The organism is Lacibacter luteus, assembly GCF_004118265.1.
GTDB lineage: Bacteria > Bacteroidota > Bacteroidia > Chitinophagales > Chitinophagaceae > Lacibacter > Lacibacter luteus.
This window is the reverse complement of the sequence record NZ_SDHW01000001.1, coordinates 1,030,826-1,052,344: the sequence shown is the minus strand read 5'-3', so window position 1 is coordinate 1,052,344 and position 21,519 is coordinate 1,030,826. Positions and strand designations below refer to the sequence as shown.

Below are 21,519 nucleotides of genomic sequence, written 5' to 3'. Positions count from 1 at the left end.
CGGAACTATTTAAGCTCGAAAGTTATCGAATTTGAGTGAAAGCGGTTTTGCCGTTGCTGTATTGTGCACAAACGGTTGCATTGAGCGGTGAGTCACCCGCCAGTTGTTTTTGGGTGGCTCACCGGCATTAAAAAGTTTGCTCAGCTATCACATTCCATTTAGCCGGACTTAATTTTAGCAGGGATATTTTTGATGCCGGAAATGATTGCTCATAATCCAGTTTTTCGAAATGAGCCCATGCTTTGTTGAAATCGCCGGGTTTAATATCCCTGTTGGCAATGGTCACATGCGGATGAAAAGGCCGATCATCGGGCTTGATGCTGTCGTGAAAAACAGTAATAAAATGATCTTCTGTTGCTTTACGCAAACTGCCCAGCACATGATTTTCCTCCACTGCTGCAAAAATTACTTTGTTACTGAAATGCGAAAAGTTTTTCAATTGAATGGTGAATGATTGAACAGAAGTGTTGAGTGAATGCAAAGTGTTGATCAGGATCTGTTCCCGTTCATTCGCCAGCCAGAAAGGTGGTATAAGTGTTATGTGTGCAGGAGATTTCATGGCAACGGTACAAGCAAACCGTTCACGCATCCATACTTTGTGTGCCTGTATTTTGTTGTCAATTTCAGGCGGACAAAGAACAGCAATGTAAAACATACTATGTGTTGCTGCATTATTCATTTATTTCTGATTCAAAGTTTGAGTCTGCAATCACCCTTCGGGTGAGCAGACACTAAAACAACTTTGGTATTTCGTTGATGCAGGTTACAATACTCATCCACAGCATTACAGCAACAACCAGCCAGCCGCTCCACAACAACCATTGCGGATGTTTATAGCCGGGCAATTGTTTTCGCATCATGATCCATAGCATTAAACCCAGTGAGAAGGGAAGAATAAATCCATTGAGTGTGCCAACAATTACAAGAATGAAAACCGGCTTGCCCCACACTAAAAAGATACAAGTGGATAGTAGTATGAAACTGATGATAACAGCACGTTGCTGTTTTTCAAAAAACGGATGCAACGTTTTTAAAAAGCTTACTGATGTAAATGCAGAACCAACCACCGAAGTAATGGCTGCACTCCACAATACAATACCAAACAGTTTATAACCAATGTTGCCTAGTGCAGATTGAAAGACAGAAGCTGCAGGATTTGCATCGTTGAGTTGTGCGCCCTGTTGCAATACGCCTAATACAGCAAGAAATAATAATATGCGCATACAGGCGGTAATGATGATGCCTGTTACTGCACTTCGTTTTACTTCGCTCATGGCAGGTGCGGCTGTTTTGTTTTCTAGTAGACGATGTGCACCTGCAAACGTAATATAACCGCCAACTGTGCCGCCTACCAACGTAACAATGGAAGTAAAGTTGATGGTTGATGGAAGTATTGTACGATGTACAACCTCGCCCATAGATGGTTGTGCGAAAAATACCACGTACAACATCAACCCAAGCATGACAAAGCCCAGCACTTTTACAAACAGGTCCATTGCTTTGGCAATATCTTTCGAAAGAAAAAGTACAACGGCAATCACTGCACTGATGATGCTGCCGGTTTCAACGCTCACCGGAAATAGTATGTTTAATCCAAGACCTGCACCGGAAATATTGCCGATGTTAAATGCAAGTCCGCCCAAACAAATAAGCACTGTTAGTGCATGACCACTGCCCGGCAATACTTCATTCGCCAGTTCGCTTCCACGTTTGTTGTTGGCCGTTAGTATTTGCCAGATGTTGAGCTGTGCAATAATATCGATGAGTACAGAAATAAGGATCACAAAGCCCATGCTTGCCATCAGCTGTTGTGTAAACACAGTTGTTTGGGTAAGAAAACCCGGACCGATAGCAGATGTTGCCATTAAAAATGCAGCACCAATACCGGCGGAACCTGCAATGTTTTTATACCAGGGCTTTGATGTCAATGTGGTTTTGTTTTAAGTTGTCAACAATTGCTTTGCAAAATTCTACGGCATGTTTTCCATCGCCATGCAAACAAATGGTATCGGCAGTAACATGAATGGGTTTACCTGTAACACTCATTACTTTTTGTTTTTGCACCATTAACAAAGCCTGCTCAACAGCGGCATCAATCGATTCGATTAATGCATTCGGTTGGGAGCGTGGCGTTAAGTTGCCTTCGTTTGTGTACGTACGATCGGCAAACACTTCATTGGCTGTTTGCAAGCCTCTTTGTTTCGCAATGGTAATTGAAAGGCTTCCACTTAATCCAAATAAAACAAGTGATGGGTTAAATGTATGTACCGCATCCGCAATTGCTGCAGCAACAACCATATCTTTTGCTGATTGATTATACAAAGCCCCATGTGGTTTTACATGGGTAAGCGTTGCACCAAGTTGCTTTGCTGTTTTATCGATCAACTGTAATTGCTCCAGCAACAGTTCAATGATCTCTGCAGCTGATTTGTGCATTTCTGTTCGTCCGAAATTTTCTTTATCAGGCCAGGATGGATGCGCACCAACAGCAACATTATGTTGCATGCACAATTCAATCGTTCGTTTCATGGTGTCTGTATCGCCTGCATGATAACCACAGGCAATATTTGCACTGCTGATGAGCGGAATGATCTGCTCATCGGTTAACAAGCCTTCACCTAAATCGCAATTAAGATCGATTGATTTCATATGAACATTGGTCGGTACGGTCGCAGACCGTCAGACCATTTTTTTATTCGGCGGGTGAGCCACTCAAATACAGCCGGTGACTCACCGTTATTAACTCAGCTTTGTTTGTAAAACTTCCTTCAGCCGCTTCAAATCATCAACACGTTTCATGTACAGTTCTTCTGCTTCCTGTAAACTTACAATTTGAAATTGAATTGTATCACCTGGTTTCTTCTGTGCCAGCAACGAAAGATCGGCAGCACATACCTGTGCAATGCGAGGATAGCCACCAACAGTTTGCGCATCGGCCATTAATACAATGATTTCTCCCGATGCTGTTAATTGAACAGTGCCTTGCGTTACCGGTGATGAAATAATTTCACAAGTCTGTTTTGTATGCAAAGTATTTGCTTTAAGCCGGTAACCCATGCGGTTGCTTTGTTGTGTAACAGCAAAGGATTGTTGTGTAAAGTTTGTTGCCGATTCTTCTGTAAGGTAATTCCATTCTGCACCCTGCAATACGCCTATTGCATTTGAAGTATATGAAGCAGCTTGCTGAAATAATGTAAAGAAAGCACCCGCTTTTAATACCTGCAATAACTGTTGCTGCAGTTTACTTAGTTTGTTTTTTTGATAGAGTGCATCTGCTTTTTTTAAGGGTCGTCCATTATAGCCACCAGCTTTTGTCAGCAGATCGGTTGAATGGCTTTGCAGAAACGCATCGGCTGCAAAACCGCCGGCTACGGCCATGTATAAACGAAAACCGGGTAGTTGTTGTTTGCAGATCACCACTGTTCCGGCTGCAATAAACAATGGTTGATGTAAGGGTAATAACTGCTGCTCTGTTTCCGGTTGTAAACCGCCACCTGTAAAAGCGATCACAGCATCAGCTGTAAACAAAAAGCGATGTGGCGATTGTGTTAATTCCAATACTGTTTCATCTTCATCATTCCCAATCAATACGTTTGCGAGTTGCGCAGCATCTTTATCCATTACGCCACCTTTACTTACGCCGTATTGCAGGTAGCCGGTGCGTCCTGTATCCTGCAATGTGGTTAAGAAACCGCATTGTTCAATTTGTATAATTTGATTTTTGTCATCAAAGGTTTTCGACGGATGAGTAATACTATTTATTGAATCCCGTCCGACGAGGATGTCTGACGGAAAGTAGTTTTCAAACGCATCTTTTGTGATCGCTTTGAACGTTATTTCATCACCTGCTTTTAACAGGAACGGATTGGTTCTGTTTGCATCAAATAATTGCAAAGGGGTACGACCAATAATATTCCAGCCGCCGGGTGTTGCAAAAGGGTAGATGCCTGTTTGTTCGCCTGCAATGGCAACAGATCCGGGTTTAACTGCAAGCCGTGGTTGCTGTTTTCGTTTTGTAAAGATGCGTTCATCAACCTTACCCATGTATGGAAAGCCCGGTGTAAAACCAAGCATGTACACATGATAAGTTTTACTGCAATGTATTTGAATTAATTCTTGTGTACTTAACTGCAAAGTGCTTGCCGTTTCTTTAAGATCAGGAGCAAAAGCTTCATCGTAACAAACGGGAATTTCAATTTGCCGGGTAGTTGTTGCTGCAGCTGTGTTTGCTGCATCTGCAATTACTGCCTTTACAGTCTGTTCAACCGAAGCCGCAATGGTAGCAGCTGTTTTCACAATTTCAACAGGATTGTAATATACTGCCAGTGTATTGTATGCAGGAACTGTTTCAATAAAACCGGGAAAAGGATGTTGTTCAATACATTGTTTCGCATGCATCAGTTTCCGGTGAATAAGTACATCAATGCTGTTTCCAAAAGAAAGCAGGATCGAATATTCATTAACATGTTGGATAGTGAAGGAGTACATGCAGGCTCAAAATACAAACTAAACAAAAACGCTCCTTTAAAAGGAGCGTTTCTTTATTTCTTGTTGTTGAAACTAATTAGTCAACCACGCTGATCTTGATGAGGTTGGTTGGCAGATGCAGATGAACTGGAGTACTGCCGGTGTTCACCACAATATCGCCTGTTTGTACAAACCCACGCTGACGCAGAATATTGATCTGGTCTGCAATGATATCATCCACACTGATCTCTTCAGAATAATAAAAGGCACGAACACCCCAGCTTAAACTCAACTGGTTAACCAGTGTACGTTCTTTCGTAAAAATAAAGAGCGGGGCTTTCGGACGGAAACTGCTCAGCATAAAACCAGTGTAACCGCTCTGCGTCATACCAATCAATGCTTTTGCATGTACGTCTTTTGCAATTTCGCAGGCATTGTAGCAGATCGCATCACTGAGGAAAGAAGGAGAGTGCGGTTGCGGTTTCAGATCTTCTTCACGATCGTAACGGTAGTAAGTACTTGTTTCTACTTCTTCAATGATCTTGCACATGGTTTCAACAACCAATGCAGGATGATTACCTGTTGCTGTTTCGCCGCTCAACATTACCGCATCGGTACCTTCCATTACGGCATTGGCAACGTCGGTAATTTCACTGCGGTTAGGTTTCACACGGTCAATCATGCTTTCCATCATCTGCGTAGCAACAATTACCGGTTTTGCACGGTGAATACATTTGCGGATGATGTCTTTCTGGATCAACGGAACTTTTTCAACAGGCATTTCAACACCCAGGTCGCCACGTGCAATCATAATGGCATCACTTTCAATAATGATGTCACGGATGTTTGCAACGGCTTCGGGCTTTTCAATTTTCGCAATGATCTTGGTTTTGCTTTTACGTTCGTCGAGTTTATTACGTAAAATGATAATGTCTTTTACGTTACGTACAAACGAAAGCGCCACCCAGTCAAGCTGCTGATCGATGATGAATTCCAGATCGGCCAGATCTTTATCGGTTAATGCAGGTAAAGAAATTTTTGTATCGGGGAGGTTGATGCCTTTCTTCGAAGAAAGACGACCGCCCAATGTAACCTGTACCTGTACATCGTTTGTTTTTGTAATGCCCACTACTTTTACTTCGAGCTTACCATCATCAATTAAGATAATGTTGCCGGGCTTTACATCTTTATGAAGGTTGGGGTAAGAAACGTAGATGCGTTCTTTTGTACCAACCAGTTTTTCGTTAGTGAAAGTGAGAATGTCGCCTTCTACTACTTCAATACCACCATTTTCCATTTCACCTACTCGCAACTTCGGACCTTGCAGATCGCCAAGGATGGCAATATTGAACGGTTCGTTTTTGTTGATGTTGCGGATGTGTTCAATGATCTGGGCTTTGTCTTCGTGTGCACCATGTGAGAAGTTAAGACGGAACACATTTACACCTGCTCTTACCAACTCAAGTAACTTATCGTAAGTATCGCAGGCCGGACCAACTGTTGCAACTATTTTAGTGCGGTGGCTCATGTGGCGTTTACCCGCTTCCTTATCCATTTCCTGATGCAAATATTTTTCAACGTTTTTTGACATAACAGTCAGTTTGGGTGATTATTTTTTATAAAGCCCGCTACGGGAATTAAGTTTCAAAGTGCGAACAAACAGATAGACGATCATTAGCTCGCCAGGATCTTCACGATCTTCATCCATTCTTCACTGATGCGTTGTTTTGCTTTAACAGCTTTATCAAGCGCAGTGAAATGGAGTTTGTTGTTCATAATACCGATCATGATATTGTGCTTGCCTTCCAGTAAACAATCAACCGCTGCATAACCTAAACGGCTGGCGATTAAACGATCGAGGCAGGATGGTGAACCACCACGCTGGATATGACCGAGAATACAAACACGTGTATCTAAATGTGGTAAACGCTTTTTAATGATCGATAACACTTCGTTGGCACCACCGGTTTCATCACCTTCGGCCACAACGATCATGTTTACGAGTTTTTTACGACGTTCTTTTTCTTCCAGCGAATCAACAACAGCTTCAATATCTGTTTTTGTTTCAGGAATAAGAATGTGTTCGGCACCAGTGGCAATACCACTGTGTAAGGCAATATAACCTGCATCACGCCCCATCACCTCAATAATGAAAAGACGGTCGTGTGCGTCGGCTGTATCACGGATCTTGTCAATTGCTTCAATAGCTGTGTTTACAGCCGTATCGAAACCAATGGTAAAATCGCTGCCTGCAATATCCTTATCAATGGTGCCCGGTAAACCAATACAGGGAATATCAAATTCGTTGGAGAATTTCTGTGCACCACGGAAACTGCCATCGCCACCAATAACAACCAGGCCATCAATGCCGTGTTTCTTTAAGTTATCGTAGGCTTTCTTTCGTCCTTCGGGTGTGTAGAAATCTTTACTTCTTGCTGTCTTAAGAATGGTGCCGCCACGTTGAATGATGTTTGCTACGCTTCGGCTGTGCATGGGAACAATGTCGTCGTCAATCATACCCTGGTATCCACGCATGATACCAAACACTTCCATATTGTGATAGAGACCGGTTCGAACAACGGCTCTGATGGCCGCATTCATGCCAGGTGAGTCGCCACCTGATGTTAATACGCCGATCTTGTGTACTTTTTTGCTCATTAGATAGTTGAATTAGATCGTACCGATTCAAGTTGCTGCAACGATTTGCAGAATAGCTTGCTTTTGGCGGGCCAAAAATAAGGAAATGCTGTGATAACAATTGTTCGTCGATGGTTTTCAAACGTTTGCAAATTGTTCATTCATTATTCTTTTTGTTTCAGCGGTACCAAGCTGCCAGTTTTACTTCCGTTTTACATGTTTTACTCATTATCAGGCATTTCTTATATTCAATGCACGAAATGCGCCTGCAGCAACAGCAGGCAAAGATCAATCAAACGGCTGTTGTCATTTTTTTGCAAATACACTTCATAAAAAATAACAATTAGGAAATGAAAGTGCTTGTAACAGGCGCAAATGGCTTTTTGGGGCAGCATCTTGTCCGCCAGTTGGTTGATGAAGGCAAGTTTGTCATTCATGCCTGCGGAAAAGGGGCCAGTCGTTTATCGTACGGCGAACGAAACGGAGTGCACTACCACAGTTTCGATTTAACCGATTACCGGCAAACACAATTACTCATCGAAAAAATTTCTCCCCACATCATTATTCATACAGCAGCGATAACTCAACCCAACGATTGTGCAAAAGATAAAACAGGCTGCTGGAAAACAAATGTTGCAGCTACACGTGTATTGTTGCGTGCTGCACAAAAAACACGATCGTATTTTATTTATCTCAGTACCGATTTTGTGTTTGATGGAAAAGAAGGGCCTTACGATGAGTCGGCTAAGCCTAATCCTGTAAACGATTATGGTGAAAGCAAACTGCTGGCAGAAGAAATGGTTACCATGAGTTCGTTGCATTGGGCAATCATCCGAACCGTGTTGGTATATGGTGGTAAGGTGCCCGGAAGCAGAAGTAATTTTGTTCAATGGGTGAAAGATAAACTCACTGCGGGAGAACATATCAAAGTAGTAGATGATCAGTTGCGCACACCAACCTATGTAGAAGATTTGGCGAAAGGGATATTACTGGTTGTAATGAAACATGCAAAAGGCCTGTATCATATTTCCGGAAAAGAAATGTGTACACCTTATCAGCTTGCAGTAATGGTTGCCGATACGTTACAACTTAATGCAGGCTTAATAGAAAAAGTTACTGCCGATACATTTACCGAACCTGCAAAACGTCCGCCAAAAACAGGATTTATTATTACAAAAGCGGTAAAAGAATTGGGATTTGTTCCTGTGCGTTTAGAAGAAGGATTGCGGAAATCGTTTGGGATATAAAGATTTTATTTAACAGGGAAAGCGGAACTTTGTCTTCGAATGTTTGCCATGAATATTCTTCAACAATATACCGTTAAGCAGTTGGATACTGCAACAAAATTGCTGAAGGAATATGCAGTTGAAAAAGATCCTGAAACACTGCATCAATTACGGGTGGCACTGAAAAAAATAAAAGCGGTGCTGCACTATCTCCGCTCTGAAACATCTTGGAACTCTAAAAAGAGCAAACAATTATTGCAGTTGTTATTTCGTGCAGCAGGAACGGTTCGTGAAATGCACTTACGCAGTAACTGGCTGCAACAAAATAACTACTCTGCACTGGCAGCAGCTGCGCAGTTACAGCAGAAAATAAAAGAAGAAGAAAGCGTTTTTGTTGACCGTGCAGCAGAATGGGAAGGTATTCTCGTAAAGCTGCAAACAAAACTGGAGAAGTTAACTTCAGATACAAAGCATGAACAGTTGCTGAAATATATACCAGCACTTAAAGAACAGGTTGGACAGTTTTCATTTGCAACTTCAAACGAAGGCTGGCATGAATACCGGAAACAGGTAAAGCAACTGTTATATGCACAGCATTGGTTAACAGAAAAAGAAAAGCTTCAACTGTTGCCGGTTAATGAAAGTAAACGTTTAGATACACTGCAGGAGAAGATCGGCAACTGGCACGACATGATTGATATGTTCGATTGGTTGCAAGAACAACAGTTCTATCTCAGTAAAGACAAATTACTGCACAGCGAATACAACAGGGCAATTAAGAAACTTCAGCAGCAGCAACTGAAAGCAGAACAACAATTGCAAACGGAATTTGCTGAAAAGAAAACGGCTCTTACGCAACGTAAGAGCCGTGAAAAAAAATAATCAAAACTTATTTTAACGGCAGAAACACTTCCGCCATCATGCATCTTGCACTGCCGCCGCCATTTGTTTCAATGGTTGTAAGATCGGAATGGATGATGGGATTGTAGCTTTCCAATTGCTCTACCTGCTCTGCAGTTAATGAATGATAAGCCTGGCTGCTCATTACCAAATAAGGTTGTCCATTTTTATTTTGTACCTGCAACATATTGCCAGCAAAACGATTCATCTGGCTGTATGAAATTTCGATAAGCTGTTTGCCGCTGTTGATGATGGTGCTGCGGATGTGATTGCGTTCTGTTGTATCACGAATGCTGTCTAAACAGATCACCACATATTTATCGGCCACACACATCATTACATTGGTGTGATAAATTTCGCCACCGTTCTCATCAACACTGTAAAAACTGCAAGGCGTGTAATGCATGGTGCGGCACCAGTCTTCAAACACCGTTTCATCGGTGCGAGGGGAAAGGCAGGCGTATGCAATTTTATGTTCTCGGTCGAGCACCATACTGCCGGTGCCTTCTAAAAAATGATCTTCGCTTTCGGTATGTGTAAAGTCAAGTTTGTTCTTTACTGCAAACTTTGCTTCAACAGCATCCAGCACATGTTGCTTGCGTTCGGCTCTTCTGTTTACGGCATACATGGGGTAGAGAATGATCGTTCCATCGTTGTGAAAACTGATCCAGTTATTAGGAAAGATACTGTCCGGCGTATGCGGCACAGCTGTATCCTGCACCACCGTAACATCAATACCGGCTGCAGTTAACTTTTGTACAAAACCATCAAATTCAGCTTCTGCTTTTTGCTGTGCACCGTTGTTGCTGCCCTTTTGCTGAAACGCATTGTTGACAGCTGTTTCGGCATTAAAATCAAACGCAACGGGTTTGATCATTAATATGTGTGAAGTTGTTTGCATTCTAGTTAATAGTTAATAGTTCATTGTTCATGGTAATACAGTTACGGGTTATGGGTTAAGAGTTGAAAGTGGCTTGCTGCACCCGTAACCCATAACCATTAACTCATAACTGATCCCTCAACAACGGCATACTCATACAATGGCTGCCGCCTCTTGCTCTTGATAGTTCTGCACTGGGCAATAAGATCAATGTGTTTTCAATTGTTTCCGGATCAACAGCATTTTCAAATTGAGTAAATGCTTCAGCAGTAGTCAGCACGTTGAAACCTGCTTCTTTAAATGCTTCAGCGGTTTTATCGTTACGGTCGTAACCGATCACCACACCTTCTTTCAACGCAACCACATTGCAACTGTCTGTCCATTGTTCACGCTCATCATGCGGAAACACATTGCCGCCACTGTAAATAATTTTCACATCGTTGGGTTCTGCACCAAAATCTTCAATACTTATTTGTCGCAACAACGATTCAATACCGGTAACACGTTGCGGCACACTGTAATCTCTTGTACGCACATAAGGTTCATTGGCTGATTTTCGGAACTGCAGAATTTCCACTTGTTCCATTTCAAGTTGACGGGGATTGTGCGAAAGTTTGTTGACATAACTATGTCTGCTGATGTGCTCTGCACGAAGAATGCGTTCGCTGAAACGACCGTACAGCACCCACACATTTCGTTTCACCTGCGTGAAAATAGTATCGATGTGCATCTGTGCCCTGTTCTTCGGAATTTTTACCACCGATATTTTTTCAATGCCCAGTTCTTTTTTACTGAACAGCGTATGTACAATTTCATTTACCGCACTACTGCTTGTGCGTATACTGCAACCAATCACAAAATGTTTGGGATGGATCATCATCACATCACCACCTTCAATGCTAATGATGCGGTGTTTGCGTTCTTCTTCTTCGTACAAAAAGAAATCACTCTCTTCAATGATCTCCATTACCTTTTGAGGCTCTTCTTTAAAGAAATAATAGAGCGATAAAAATTTGGTGAGCAATGATTCTCTTCTTCTGGCACCGGTAGCCATACGGCTCAGCAGAATGTGATCCTTCACCATAATGCCAATGTCACGTGTAAAAATAAAATTGGGAATAGGAGGGAAGATGTATTGATCTTCCTGCGTGCCTGCAGCTTCAGCAGGCAAAATACCCGTGATGAAAATTTTTGAAAGCAATGCTGCATCAGTAATGTTTTCCAGCACCTGTTGTATGGCAAAGCTCGATTCTTCGTATGAACAGATAGCAGAGATTAGTCGCAGTTTTACTTTTTCATCTTTAATGATCTCGGCCAGCATCTGTTGTGTATCCAGTACTTTATCGCTGTTGAAATATTCGTCTTTGCCGGGAATATAACACCATGATCGCTTATCAGCATCTGCTGTTTGCTGATATTGGTTAATGTAATTCACCTTTTCTCTGTCGAGGAAATACAGCAGCAGTTTTACATAATGGTTGTATTCTTTCTGCATACTGTTGAGGTGCACAATGTCATCATACAGGTTATCGGCAAACGTACCGGGGATAATTTTTCCAATGCCGCCATCGGGGCTATGAATGAGTAATTTTCGTAAACGTCCTAATTCGTTTTCAACGTAATAATTATGTTGAGCCATAAAAGAAATATTTAAATGATAAGTGTTTTGTGCGTAAAGAAAGGAAACAGGAAAATGTTTAGCCGCAGCACTGTTTACACGCATCAACAGAAAATAGATGTGCATGCAGCACCTTCCGGTAAACAAGTTAGGAAAATGAATTAGTAATCCGGCAGACTGCCTTCACCCGCAGCGATGAGGTTGAGGAAATATGGAAGCAAGTTATTTGTAGTGATATGTTTCTGTAAAAACATACTGCAAGATAGGGAAAATGAATGATGAGCGATGAATGATGAGTGGTGCCTGCCCTCCGAAGCTTTAGCGTAGGAGGGAGTGGTAAATGCAGAGCTGTAAAGCGATATTTGACAGCAGATTGTTGCCTTTGAGCTGTTTTTTTGAGAGCAGAGCGATTGATTATCCCCTCCCGGGAGGGGAGTTGGGTTGTTACACAGAATGACGGTGAAAGGGGTGGGTATAGATGATACTAAAAGGTTACGCCGCATACTCAATCCCGATCAACTCAAAGAACTCTTGCTCATTCATTTCTTTTACTGCACCAGGTTCAAGATCACCGAGTTTTAAGTTGCCAATAGAAACACGAATTAAACGAAGGCAGCGACGGTGAATGGCTAAACACATTTTTCGTACCTGGTGAAATTTACCTTCGGTTAAGGTCATCAACATCCAGGTGTGCGGATATTGCTGACGCACATCATCCATGTGCAGGTAATAATCTTTTACATTTTCAACGATTTCAATAGAAGTGGGTACAGCAATATAATCTTCACCTGTTGTAACAGGAATGGAGACACCTTTTCTTAATTGTTCTAACAATTCAGGCGTTACAATATTTTTGACCATGATGAGGTAAGACCGTTCATGTTTTTTCTTTGGATCAAACAGCAGGCGTGTTACTTTTTTATTGGTTGTAAGCAGGAGTAATCCTTCTGAATGATTATCTAAACGGCCAATGGCATGTGTGCCTTCCGGAAAATCAAAATTAAGATCACCCAGCAACCGCACATCATGCGAGCTGATAAACTGCGAAACCATGTTGTATGGTTTGTTGATGATGAAATAACGGTGTGGTGAAGTTGACATGTTCAATTGCTGCAAGATTACAGCTTTTAAGCGAGTGGGCGGTTTGATGTTGTTGGCGTACCTGCCAACTGAGGTGATTGTTATTTACAAATTTTACCTTCTACACGTTGGCGAGGACACCAACATGAGCATAGTATTAATTATTTGAAATGCCACATCAAGTAATCTTGTATTTGGCTTTTGTATGCTAAGTCGTATAGACTTAGGGTATTCCAATCAATTAGAACAAGTTCACATTCCTCTCCTAAAGTGTATAATGTGTCTTGAATAAGATCAAGCTGTGGTACTGAAACAATAAGTCCGATGTCTACCCAAATGTTTTTTACAAATTCATCATCTGTGTCAAAGAAGATTGTAAAATTTGAGAAGCCAAACGCTTTTGTCTTTCCAGACTCACAATTCAGGATTTCACTTTTGTTATAACGAATGTGCCTTGCTTTTTGAAATTTAAAGTCAGTCAAGGTTTTTTCAAAAAAGTTAACTCTGAATTCTTTTGAGCGAGTTGTAACTGGCATCGGCCCTCTTTCAAACGTTTCTCCAAAACCATAGTCTGTTCTTGACTTGGAGGCCAATTCATCAATTTGTTGTGACTGTTTTTTTATAAAGTATCGATTCTCTGCAGGGACAATTTCTATTTGACAATAATCATCCTCCCAAAATGATGGAACATACTCGTTTGGATCAAACTCTACTTTTTGATTTTTGTCAGCTTTGAGAAAATTAAGAAATGAAAAAAGTCCCATTGATGTTTATTGAAGAGGTGTTGTGCAATGTGTTAGGGCCGCCACCAACCGAAATTAGATAAAAGTATGTGGTTGGTGAGGACACCAACCATTAAAGAAAGAACTATTTGTCATTGTTGTGTGTATTGTTCTGGGCCCTGCGGCCTCCACATTTTAAGAAACTTAAACATTTTAGCGTATTCTTCTCTTGGTGCAAATGCAATACATACCTCTTGGTTATCCAATGAAGACTCTGTTAAAGTAATATTGTCAGGTTCTTTTTGCGCATTTAAAAATTCTGCGTCTGTAACAACACAAACCACCTTTTTAAATATCCCGTTTATCCATGTCTGCATATTAGCTGTGTGTTCAAACTTTCTGAAACAGGCAAGAGAAGCATGTGCCGTAATAACCGGTACAAGTTTATCGGGAATATGCCTTTTGACCAGGATATACATTTTCATAGTTGAAGATGATTAACAGTAACGTTGAGCACAAATATAGTTGATGTTAAAACCGGAAAATGTTTTTGTTAACGGTGAGTGCTACAAGGCCATCGTTCAATGCTATCTGACACGACTTGTCCCGCCTATGCGGGATCGCCTTTGAGGTGCGGAGACTCCGCAGTGAATAAGGGATCGCCTTTGAACTGCTGAGACTCGGTAGCGAAGAGAAATGTTGTTAAGGATCGTTCAAAGTATATCACTTGCGCAGGTCTCCCGACCTGTGCATTGTTGTCACTAAACTTTGCATTATCGAATCGAAGGAGTAGTAACAGTTGGCAACAGGTCAGAGACCTGCGCCAGCGGAAGAATAGAGACTTAGCTGGGAAACAAGCACTTGTGCCACTTGATAATGCATTTGATTGATTATGTTTTTTTTAAATAGTTTTCAATCTCCTCTGAATGTTTCGCTATCTTTTCTTGTGTTGTTTTTAGTTTTGTTACTTCCATTTTAAGCGGGTTGTAATTCTTATTGTGAATTTCAAAATATTCATTCTCGTCTGCTTTCCAGTAAGGAAAGTCTTTTGTAAGTAGCCTTTCTATCTCTTCTTTCCGGTCTTTTTTGTCAAAATTTATCTTATATTTTTTGTGCAAATCATCAACTATTTGGTTGCGTCTATGACGAATATTATTACTTCTATCACTTAGACTTCGGACAAATGGCTCAAGTATTTGTAGTTCTGGTTCAATTTTATTTAATCGTTCAGTTATCAATTCAATCTCACGCTTTAGGACTGGCAAAAGCTCCTTATTTATGATTTTAATTTCATTTATTATTTCAGAAATCGCCTGTATAGCAGAAAAGTTTTTCAAATGATTGATAAACGTTAGAGCTCCGGAAACTTTTTCCGCCCTATATTCAATTATTTTATAACCATCATTTCTTATAATAATTAAATCTTTGTCTAAGTTTAGAAGTTTGAATTCATTGTATTCCATTATTTTTTTCAACCCCTCGACCATTTTTTTAGCTTCTTGGATAATGTATGTCTCGACGAATTTATTCTCATTTGAAATTGATGAGTTATATAAGGACTTGCAATCTTCCATCGCATCATTCCAACTCTCATCCGCTAATTTATATTTTCTGGTATAGCGCTGAATTTCGTAGGTCGATGCATCATTATAAATAATCCAGTCGCTATATGGGATTATTTTTATGTTTTTATATGTTATTACTAAATAAAAATAGCTTACATAGCCGTACCCGAAATTAGTCTTAAATTGAATTTGGAATTTATCGCTAAGTTGAAATGGTTCTGCTGACCATCCTGCTTTTCTATGAGAGAAGGCCAATGTTTTTTCTTTCTCAATCAAGGACTTTGCAAACGTATAAGCATTCTCAATTCTATAAGCACTCAATCTTATTTTGACAATGTTAATAAGCTCATCTTTGGGCTCGCTAAGTAAGTATCGGAGTCCTTTATAGCCCGAATAGTTAGGTATTTCTTGATATGAGTTGGCAATTACTTCACAATAATCAAAGTAGTTTAATAGAAAACGAAACTCTTTAAACTCTCGGAGTAGTGTTTTTTTTTGCGTACTTGTTTCAAGTGCATTTAAAAATTTGTGAAGCTCATGCTCGAGTAATTTTTCAATATTCAAAAAATCTACTTTTAAGTATTTACTATCGAGATCTAGTTTCAGTAATACTAAATAGTCTTTGTTTATTTTTCCTTGCATTTACGGTTTTTTATCGATTGGTATAGCCTCCACCAGAAAATAGTTAGAATGATTTGGTTGGTGGGGGCACCAGCCATTAAGGCGAATATTATTCAAAAATCCCAAACTACTCCTGCCAATTCTCCACAACCCTAAACCGCACAAACATATCCTCACTATACCATTTTTCTTTTCTTGTTTTTTGCACCACATCGGCATGCTTCGGCATTTTGTATGCAAACTGTTTCATGTGTTCTTTGCTTTCCCAAACAGAAAAAGTGGCCTGCTTTAACCAGGGATTTTCACCAATGCCCACCGAAAACTGAAAACCATCAGCCTTCCGCATTTCGTTTGATACGGCATCCACATGTTCCCAAAAACGGGAGCGTTTACTGCGGCGGATGGTCGCCCGGGTGAGTACCGCAACCGGTCCTTCATAATCGCTTTTTACCGGGAGTTCGCCAAACGCCTGTTTTCCGTCCCAACTGCCATGTCCTTCAATCGGCTCCAGTAAAAAAGTTTCGGTCTGGCAGCCAAAAAGGCGCCACCAGCCAGGAATGAACTTGCCAAACGCCTTTCGGTGCAGACTTGCTTTGTCCGAAAACCCGGTCAGTTCAGTCTTGTCCATCACCACTAATACCGCCCATTGCTGCCAATCGGTAGTTTGGCTGAACGTGCCGCCCTTGCCACAGCCCAGCAACTTGTAAAACCGTACCCGGCGGTTGAGCCAAAGGGGTAAACGATGCAGCGCCATGGCCAGCAAAGCAAAGTAGATAAAGCGCTTTTTGTAGCGTATAAGGGTTAAAACTGCATACATAACGTGACGGCCAATATTATTGTGTTGGCAGCAAATAAAGCCTGTTTCTGTTGAAAACCTACAGCAAACTGTTGATAAGATGCAAAAAGGGTAAATTTTTTTGCAACCCGAATCGCCTATATTTGTCGCCTTCCTAAATTGAAAAATAGTGCGTTTAAAGAGTTTAGAAATCAAGGGTTTTAAAAGTTTTGCCGATAAAACTGTGGTTAGTTTTGATGAAGGTGTAACCGGCATCATTGGCCCCAACGGTTGCGGCAAGAGCAATATTATCGACAGTATCCGCTGGGTTATTGGTGAGCAAAAGATCAGCCATCTCCGTAGTGAAAACCTGGAGAGCCTGGTGTTTAATGGTTCCAAAACAAGAAGCGCTTCGGGTTTGGCCGAGGTGAGTCTTACGTTTGAGAACACCCGTAACCTGCTGCCTACCGAATTCAGCACCGTAACAGTAACCCGTAAGTTTTATAAAAGTGGTGAGAGTGAATACCGCCTTAACGATGTACAATGCCGTTTAAAGGATATTCAAAATCTTTTCCTCGATACTGGTGTAAGTACCGATAGCTATGCCATCATCGAATTGGGTATGGTGGATGATATCATCAAGGATAAGGACAACAGCCGTCGCCGCATGTTGGAGCAGGCTGCCGGTATCACCATCTACAAAACACGTAAGAAAGAAGCCAAGAATAAACTGGATGCTACTGAACAGGATCTGGCCCGTATTGAAGATCTGTTGTTCGAGATCAACAACCAGTTGAAAACACTGGAGAACCAGGCCAAGAAAGCAGAGAAGTATTACGAGATCAAAAAAGAATACCGTGAAGTAAGTATTGAATTGGCGAAAGCGGCTCTCGAAGGATTTAACCTTACCTGGAAAACTCTCAACGAACAGCACGACGAAGAAACGAATAAGAAAGTTGAGCTGGAAGCAAAGATCGCTACCGATGAAGCAGCGATTGAACAGGAGAAAGTAGGCTTTATTGAAAAAGAACGTGAGCTGCATTCAATGCAGCATTCGTTTAATGATATTCTGCAAAACCTGCGTACCAAGGAAAACGAAAAGAACCTGGCGCAGCAGCGTTTGCATTACCTGAAAGAAAAAGAAACCAGCTTAAAGGATTTCTTAGCAAAAGCAGGCGGACAGTTAAAAGGCATTGAAGAAAGTATTCAGTTTACCGATTTACAAATTCAGGAAGAAGAAGTAAAGCTGAACGATTTGGGTTCGCAACTGGATACCTTACGCAGTGCTGTTGAAAGCACACGTAAAGTGTTTGATGAAAAGCGCAGCGGTATTGATGAGATCCGTAAAGAGAACCAGGCTATTCAACGCAGTCAGTTTGAAGCGGAGAAGAATGTAGCCGTTGGCGAAACATCTATTCAAAACCTGCAACGCACCATCTTCCAGTTAAAAGAAGAACAAGCCAACCGCAAACAACAGTTGCAACAGCTGGAAGAAGATAAACAGCAGAAAGAACATGAGCTGGCAAACTGCAGAGAAGAATTACAAAACCTGCAGGAGCAACACGAGTTCACCAAAGAACAGATTTTGCAAACACAATCGGCATTGGAAGGTTTGCGTAACCAGCTGGCCGATGAAAACCGTAAACTCGATTCAAAGAAAAATGAATACGATCTTCTGAAGAGTCTTGTTGACTCAATGGAAGGTTATCCTGACAGTGTGAAATTCTTACATAACAATCCCGATTGGAATGTAGAATCGCCATTGTTGAGTGATGTGATCTATTGTAAAGAAGAATACCGTACAGCAGTTGAAAACCTGTTGGAGCAATACCTCAACTATTATGTTGTGGGTAATATGAATGATGCGTTGAAAGCGGTGAATCTGTTACATGGCAACCAGAAAGGAAAGGCCAACTTCTTTATGCTCGATCAGTTCAATGGTCAGCAAGGATTGAATGAAGTTCCTGCAGGAACCATTGCTGCATTGAGTGTGGTGGAAGTGGATGCAAAATATCAATCACTCATCAACTATCTGTTAGGACAGGTAGTGATTGCAGAAGATGAAAATAATTTACCTGTTGGTTTTAATGGCGTGGTGCTGGAGAAGACCGGTAAGTTCTTCAAAGGAAAATATTCACTCAGTGGTGGCAGCGTTGGTTTGTTTGAAGGAAAGAAACTCGGTCGTGCAAAAAATCTGGAACGTTTACACGAAGAAATTTTAGCACAGGAAACAGTGGTGCTCGATCTGAAACATGCTATCCAGATGCGCCACAACGAAGTGATCGGTTTCAACGAGCAGTTGAAAGAAAATGCGATCAAAGAAACCGAATCAGCCATCAATCAATTGGTGAACCAGGTGTATGGTTTGGATAACCGCATGGAAAACCTGCGTGGTATGGAAGCCAATGCGGTAAAGCGTTTGGAAGATCTGGAACTGCAGCAGGAAGAAGTGCAGGAAAACCAACAGCAGCACCGTGATGAGCTGGATAAATACAATGCACAACTCGATGAGCTTGCAGGTAAACTGGAAGCTATTGAACAGGAATATGCAGCGGCAGAACGTGGATACAGTGAAGCCAATCAATCGTACAATGATTATAACCTCAATGTAACACGCCAACAAAGCAAGGTAACATCGCTGAAAACAGAGCTTGAGTTTAAACGCAACCAGTTAATGGATCTGCAATTGCAGGTAACTACGAACTCTGCTGCGTTGGATGAAGCTGCCAACCAGATCAACGATAGTGAAGCGAACTTGCTGGATGCACAGGATGCATTGGTGACCTTGTTGCAAAACAAAGAAACCGAAGAGCGTAAGCTGAACGAAGCCGATCAATACTATTACAATCTGCGTAATGCATTGGGCGAAAAAGAAAGTGAGCTCCGCAGCAAACAAAAAGAGAAAGAACTGGTTGATCATTCTCTCAGCGAAATAAAAGATAAACTCACTGATCTTAAATTGCAGTTAAGCGGTACCAAAGAACGTTTGCAGGTTGAGTTTAAAGTAAATCTTGAAGAAGTAATTGAAGAAGACCGTACAGGCGATGAATCGCAGGAAGACTTGCAGGCGAAAGTAGATCGTATGAAAAAGCGTTTGGAAAACCTCGGCGAGGTAAACCCGACAGCGATCGAAGCGTTTGAAGAAATGCGCAAGCGTTACGAGTTTATTCTTGAACAGAAGAATGATCTTGTTACTGCAAAAGAATCGTTGCTGCAAACCATCCAGGAAGTGGAAGCAACCGCCAACCAGCGTTTCCTCGAAACCTTTAACCAGGTGCGTGAAAACTTCCAGAAAGTATTTAAGGCCTTGTTTACCGATGATGATACGGCCGACATGGTTTTGGAAAATCCGGAGAACCTTGCTGAAACAGGAATTGATATTGTGGCGAAACCAAAAGGTAAACGTCCGAGCAGTATTACACAGCTGAGTGGTGGTGAGAAAACATTAACAGCAACAGCGATGTTGTTTGCGATCTATCTTATTAAGCCTGCTCCGTTCTGTATCCTTGATGAGGTGGATGCACCATTGGATGATGCCAACGTAGGTAAGTTCACCAACATGATCCGCAAGTTCAGCGAAAACTCACAGTTCATTATTGTAACGCACAACAAGCAAACAATGGGTGCGGTGGATGTGATCTATGGTGTAACCATGCAGGAAGCCGGTGTAAGTAAACTGGTGCCGGTGGATTTCAGGAATTTGAATTAAGGAATGTATTTGTGTTATAACAAAGAGCCGAAGCAATTGCTTCGGCTCTTTTATTTGTAATCAACTCTTAAGTTGTAGAGATGTCTCCTTCGTCGACATGACGGAGGGGAGTTGAGTTTTGCTGTCTTTCCGACGTTAGGAGGAATTTGTTTGGCTTTAGTACATAGATGAAGCAGATCCCTCGTTCACGGGATGGCATCAATTATACAACAACAGCTTATCAACAATCTCATTCAGTTTTTCTGTGTTTTCAAACACATAACTTTCACCGGCTTCTTTCAATAACTTCAGATTCTTCTTACTCACATTATCCATTTCAGGCGATGCCGTTTTCAGGTCGGGTTCAATACGATAGTAATCCTGTTTGTCTGCATCATCTAATGTATCCCACATACGTACAAGATGATAATGCACTGTTTCACTGTTGCCACTCATCATAATATCAATAAGCACGGGTAGCCATTTTATTAAACCGGCATTGCGTAGTTGTTCAAACTCATATTTCTTTTTACTGCTTCCTGTACCAATGCTTACAAGCAACATGTCTTTTGCTGCAGGCTTATCGGGCTTTGGTTGTTTATAGTTGCCAAACAATACACGCTGATCGCTAAAGTTTAAACCTCTTGCTTCGCTGTAAGCACACAATGCAGGATTGTTGACGAACACACCACCATCAATTAAAAACTGCGGTGCTTCACTTAAGCTGTAGATCATGGCCGGTTCAAAATAAGTAGGAGCAGCGCTGGTTGCCCTTGCCACATTTCGTATTTTAAAATCACGCACTTCGCCACCAATTTTTCTGGAGTTGGCACTGTTGAAGAAGGCGGCTCTTCGTTCGTAAAAGTTATAAGCAGTAATCACACATGGTTTGATCATCTGGCTAAGTGATGTGTCGCCAAGGTACTCCTCCAGCAATACTTCCAGATTGTCAGAAGGGAAACTTTCGTTCCAGAAACTGAAATTTTTAAAGTGCTGCCAGAATTTTTTGTGAAAGATCTTATTACCAAACTTCATGTACAGTTGTACGGCATCGGTAGCAGAAAATTTTGCTTTGCCCGTTTCTTTCTCATCAGGCATTAAATAAATGCTGGTAAGAATGCCACCGGTGCTGGTGCCGGCAATCATATCGAAGTACTCACCAATTTTTGCTTCTTTATTGCCTGTTACTGCACGAATGCGTGTTTCAAGATATTCCACAATCGTTCCGGGAATAACGCCCCGTATTCCTCCGCCGTCAATACTGAGGATTCTTATTTTAGATGTACTGCGGTTGCTCATGGTTAGGTTGTTTTCAGAAAAATACAAAGTTGATCCCGCAT

At 41.4% G+C, this 21,519-nt stretch carries 17 protein-coding genes; 3 read left to right on the top strand and 14 right to left on the bottom strand.

Annotated elements, in window-relative coordinates:
* Positions 1–127: 127 nt before the first annotated feature.
* The 6 genes from ESA94_RS03990 to pfkA form a co-directional block, all read right to left on the bottom strand.
* Entirely contained in the window at positions 128–679 is a 552-nt protein-coding gene (locus ESA94_RS03990; RefSeq protein ID WP_129129554.1) for a 2'-5' RNA ligase family protein, read from the bottom strand.
* Positions 680–731: 52 nt separating this feature from the next.
* Entirely contained in the window at positions 732–1,928 is a 1,197-nt protein-coding gene (locus tag ESA94_RS03985; protein ID WP_240670981.1) for an NRAMP family divalent metal transporter, read from the bottom strand.
* On the bottom strand, positions 1,906–2,649 hold the full coding sequence (locus ESA94_RS03980; RefSeq protein WP_129129553.1) for a 5-oxoprolinase subunit PxpA: 744 nt from the start codon (positions 2,647–2,649) through the stop codon (positions 1,906–1,908). Before ESA94_RS03980 ends, ESA94_RS03985 begins: the two co-directional genes overlap by 23 nt.
* A gap of 90 nt (positions 2,650–2,739) precedes the next feature.
* A complete protein-coding gene (gene pxpB, locus ESA94_RS03975; RefSeq protein ID WP_129129552.1) occupies positions 2,740–4,488 on the bottom strand; it encodes a 5-oxoprolinase subunit PxpB in 1,749 nt (582 codons plus the stop codon).
* A 76-nt stretch (positions 4,489–4,564) separates the two neighbouring features.
* A complete protein-coding gene (gene pyk / locus ESA94_RS03970; RefSeq protein WP_129129551.1) occupies positions 4,565–6,058 on the bottom strand; it encodes a pyruvate kinase in 1,494 nt (497 codons plus the stop codon).
* Positions 6,059–6,141: 83 nt separating this feature from the next.
* Entirely contained in the window at positions 6,142–7,125 is a 984-nt protein-coding gene (pfkA, locus tag ESA94_RS03965; RefSeq protein WP_129129550.1) for a 6-phosphofructokinase, read from the bottom strand.
* 329 nt (positions 7,126–7,454) lie between these two features.
* Here pfkA and ESA94_RS03960 point away from each other — a divergent pair, with 329 nt between their 5' ends.
* Together ESA94_RS03960 and ESA94_RS03955 are read left to right on the top strand one after the other, a co-directional pair.
* Positions 7,455–8,351: an SDR family oxidoreductase gene (locus ESA94_RS03960; RefSeq protein WP_129129549.1), complete on the top strand. Its 897-nt coding sequence runs from the start codon at positions 7,455–7,457 to the stop codon at positions 8,349–8,351.
* Positions 8,352–8,399: 48 nt separating this feature from the next.
* Positions 8,400–9,212, top strand: a complete 813-nt coding sequence (locus tag ESA94_RS03955; RefSeq protein WP_164972640.1) for a CHAD domain-containing protein — start codon at positions 8,400–8,402, stop codon at positions 9,210–9,212.
* Positions 9,213–9,219: 7 nt separating this feature from the next.
* On the opposite strand, the gene ctlX is transcribed toward ESA94_RS03955, so the two are convergent.
* The 7 genes from ctlX to ESA94_RS03920 all read right to left on the bottom strand — a co-directional run bounded on the left by ctlX (position 9,220) and on the right by ESA94_RS03920 (position 16,533).
* Complete coding sequence (gene ctlX / locus ESA94_RS03950) at positions 9,220–10,131, bottom strand: citrulline utilization hydrolase CtlX (RefSeq protein ID WP_129129547.1); 912 nt, start codon at positions 10,129–10,131, stop codon at positions 9,220–9,222.
* Positions 10,132–10,234: 103 nt separating this feature from the next.
* Positions 10,235–11,854, bottom strand: coding sequence for an arginine deiminase family protein (locus ESA94_RS03945; protein WP_205755902.1), 1,620 nt, complete (start codon positions 11,852–11,854; stop codon positions 10,235–10,237).
* 366 nt (positions 11,855–12,220) lie between these two features.
* Positions 12,221–12,829 (bottom strand): pseudouridine synthase, encoded by a 609-nt coding sequence (locus ESA94_RS03940; RefSeq protein WP_129129546.1) that lies wholly within the window; start codon positions 12,827–12,829, stop codon positions 12,221–12,223.
* A 140-nt stretch (positions 12,830–12,969) separates the two neighbouring features.
* Positions 12,970–13,572 (bottom strand): hypothetical protein, encoded by a 603-nt coding sequence (locus ESA94_RS03935; RefSeq protein WP_129129545.1) that lies wholly within the window; start codon positions 13,570–13,572, stop codon positions 12,970–12,972.
* 110 nt (positions 13,573–13,682) lie between these two features.
* Positions 13,683–14,015: an aminoacyl-tRNA hydrolase gene (locus ESA94_RS03930; RefSeq protein WP_129129544.1), complete on the bottom strand. Its 333-nt coding sequence runs from the start codon at positions 14,013–14,015 to the stop codon at positions 13,683–13,685.
* A 405-nt stretch (positions 14,016–14,420) separates the two neighbouring features.
* The gene (locus ESA94_RS03925) at positions 14,421–15,737 is read right to left on the bottom strand and encodes a hypothetical protein (RefSeq protein ID WP_129129543.1); all 1,317 of its coding nucleotides are present in this window, start codon (positions 15,735–15,737) and stop codon (positions 14,421–14,423) included.
* Between the two features lie 106 nt (positions 15,738–15,843).
* Positions 15,844–16,533, bottom strand: a complete 690-nt coding sequence (locus tag ESA94_RS03920; RefSeq protein WP_129129542.1) for a spheroidene monooxygenase — start codon at positions 16,531–16,533, stop codon at positions 15,844–15,846.
* Between the two features lie 148 nt (positions 16,534–16,681).
* On the opposite strand from ESA94_RS03920, the gene smc reads away from it, so the two are divergent.
* A complete protein-coding gene (smc, locus tag ESA94_RS03915) occupies positions 16,682–20,200 on the top strand; it encodes a chromosome segregation protein SMC (protein ID WP_129129541.1) in 3,519 nt (1,172 codons plus the stop codon).
* 198 nt (positions 20,201–20,398) lie between these two features.
* Here the strand turns inward: smc and ESA94_RS03910 are convergent, their stop codons facing one another.
* A complete protein-coding gene (locus ESA94_RS03910) occupies positions 20,399–21,478 on the bottom strand; it encodes a patatin-like phospholipase family protein (protein ID WP_129129540.1) in 1,080 nt (359 codons plus the stop codon).
* Between the last annotated feature and the right edge of the window lie 41 nt (positions 21,479–21,519).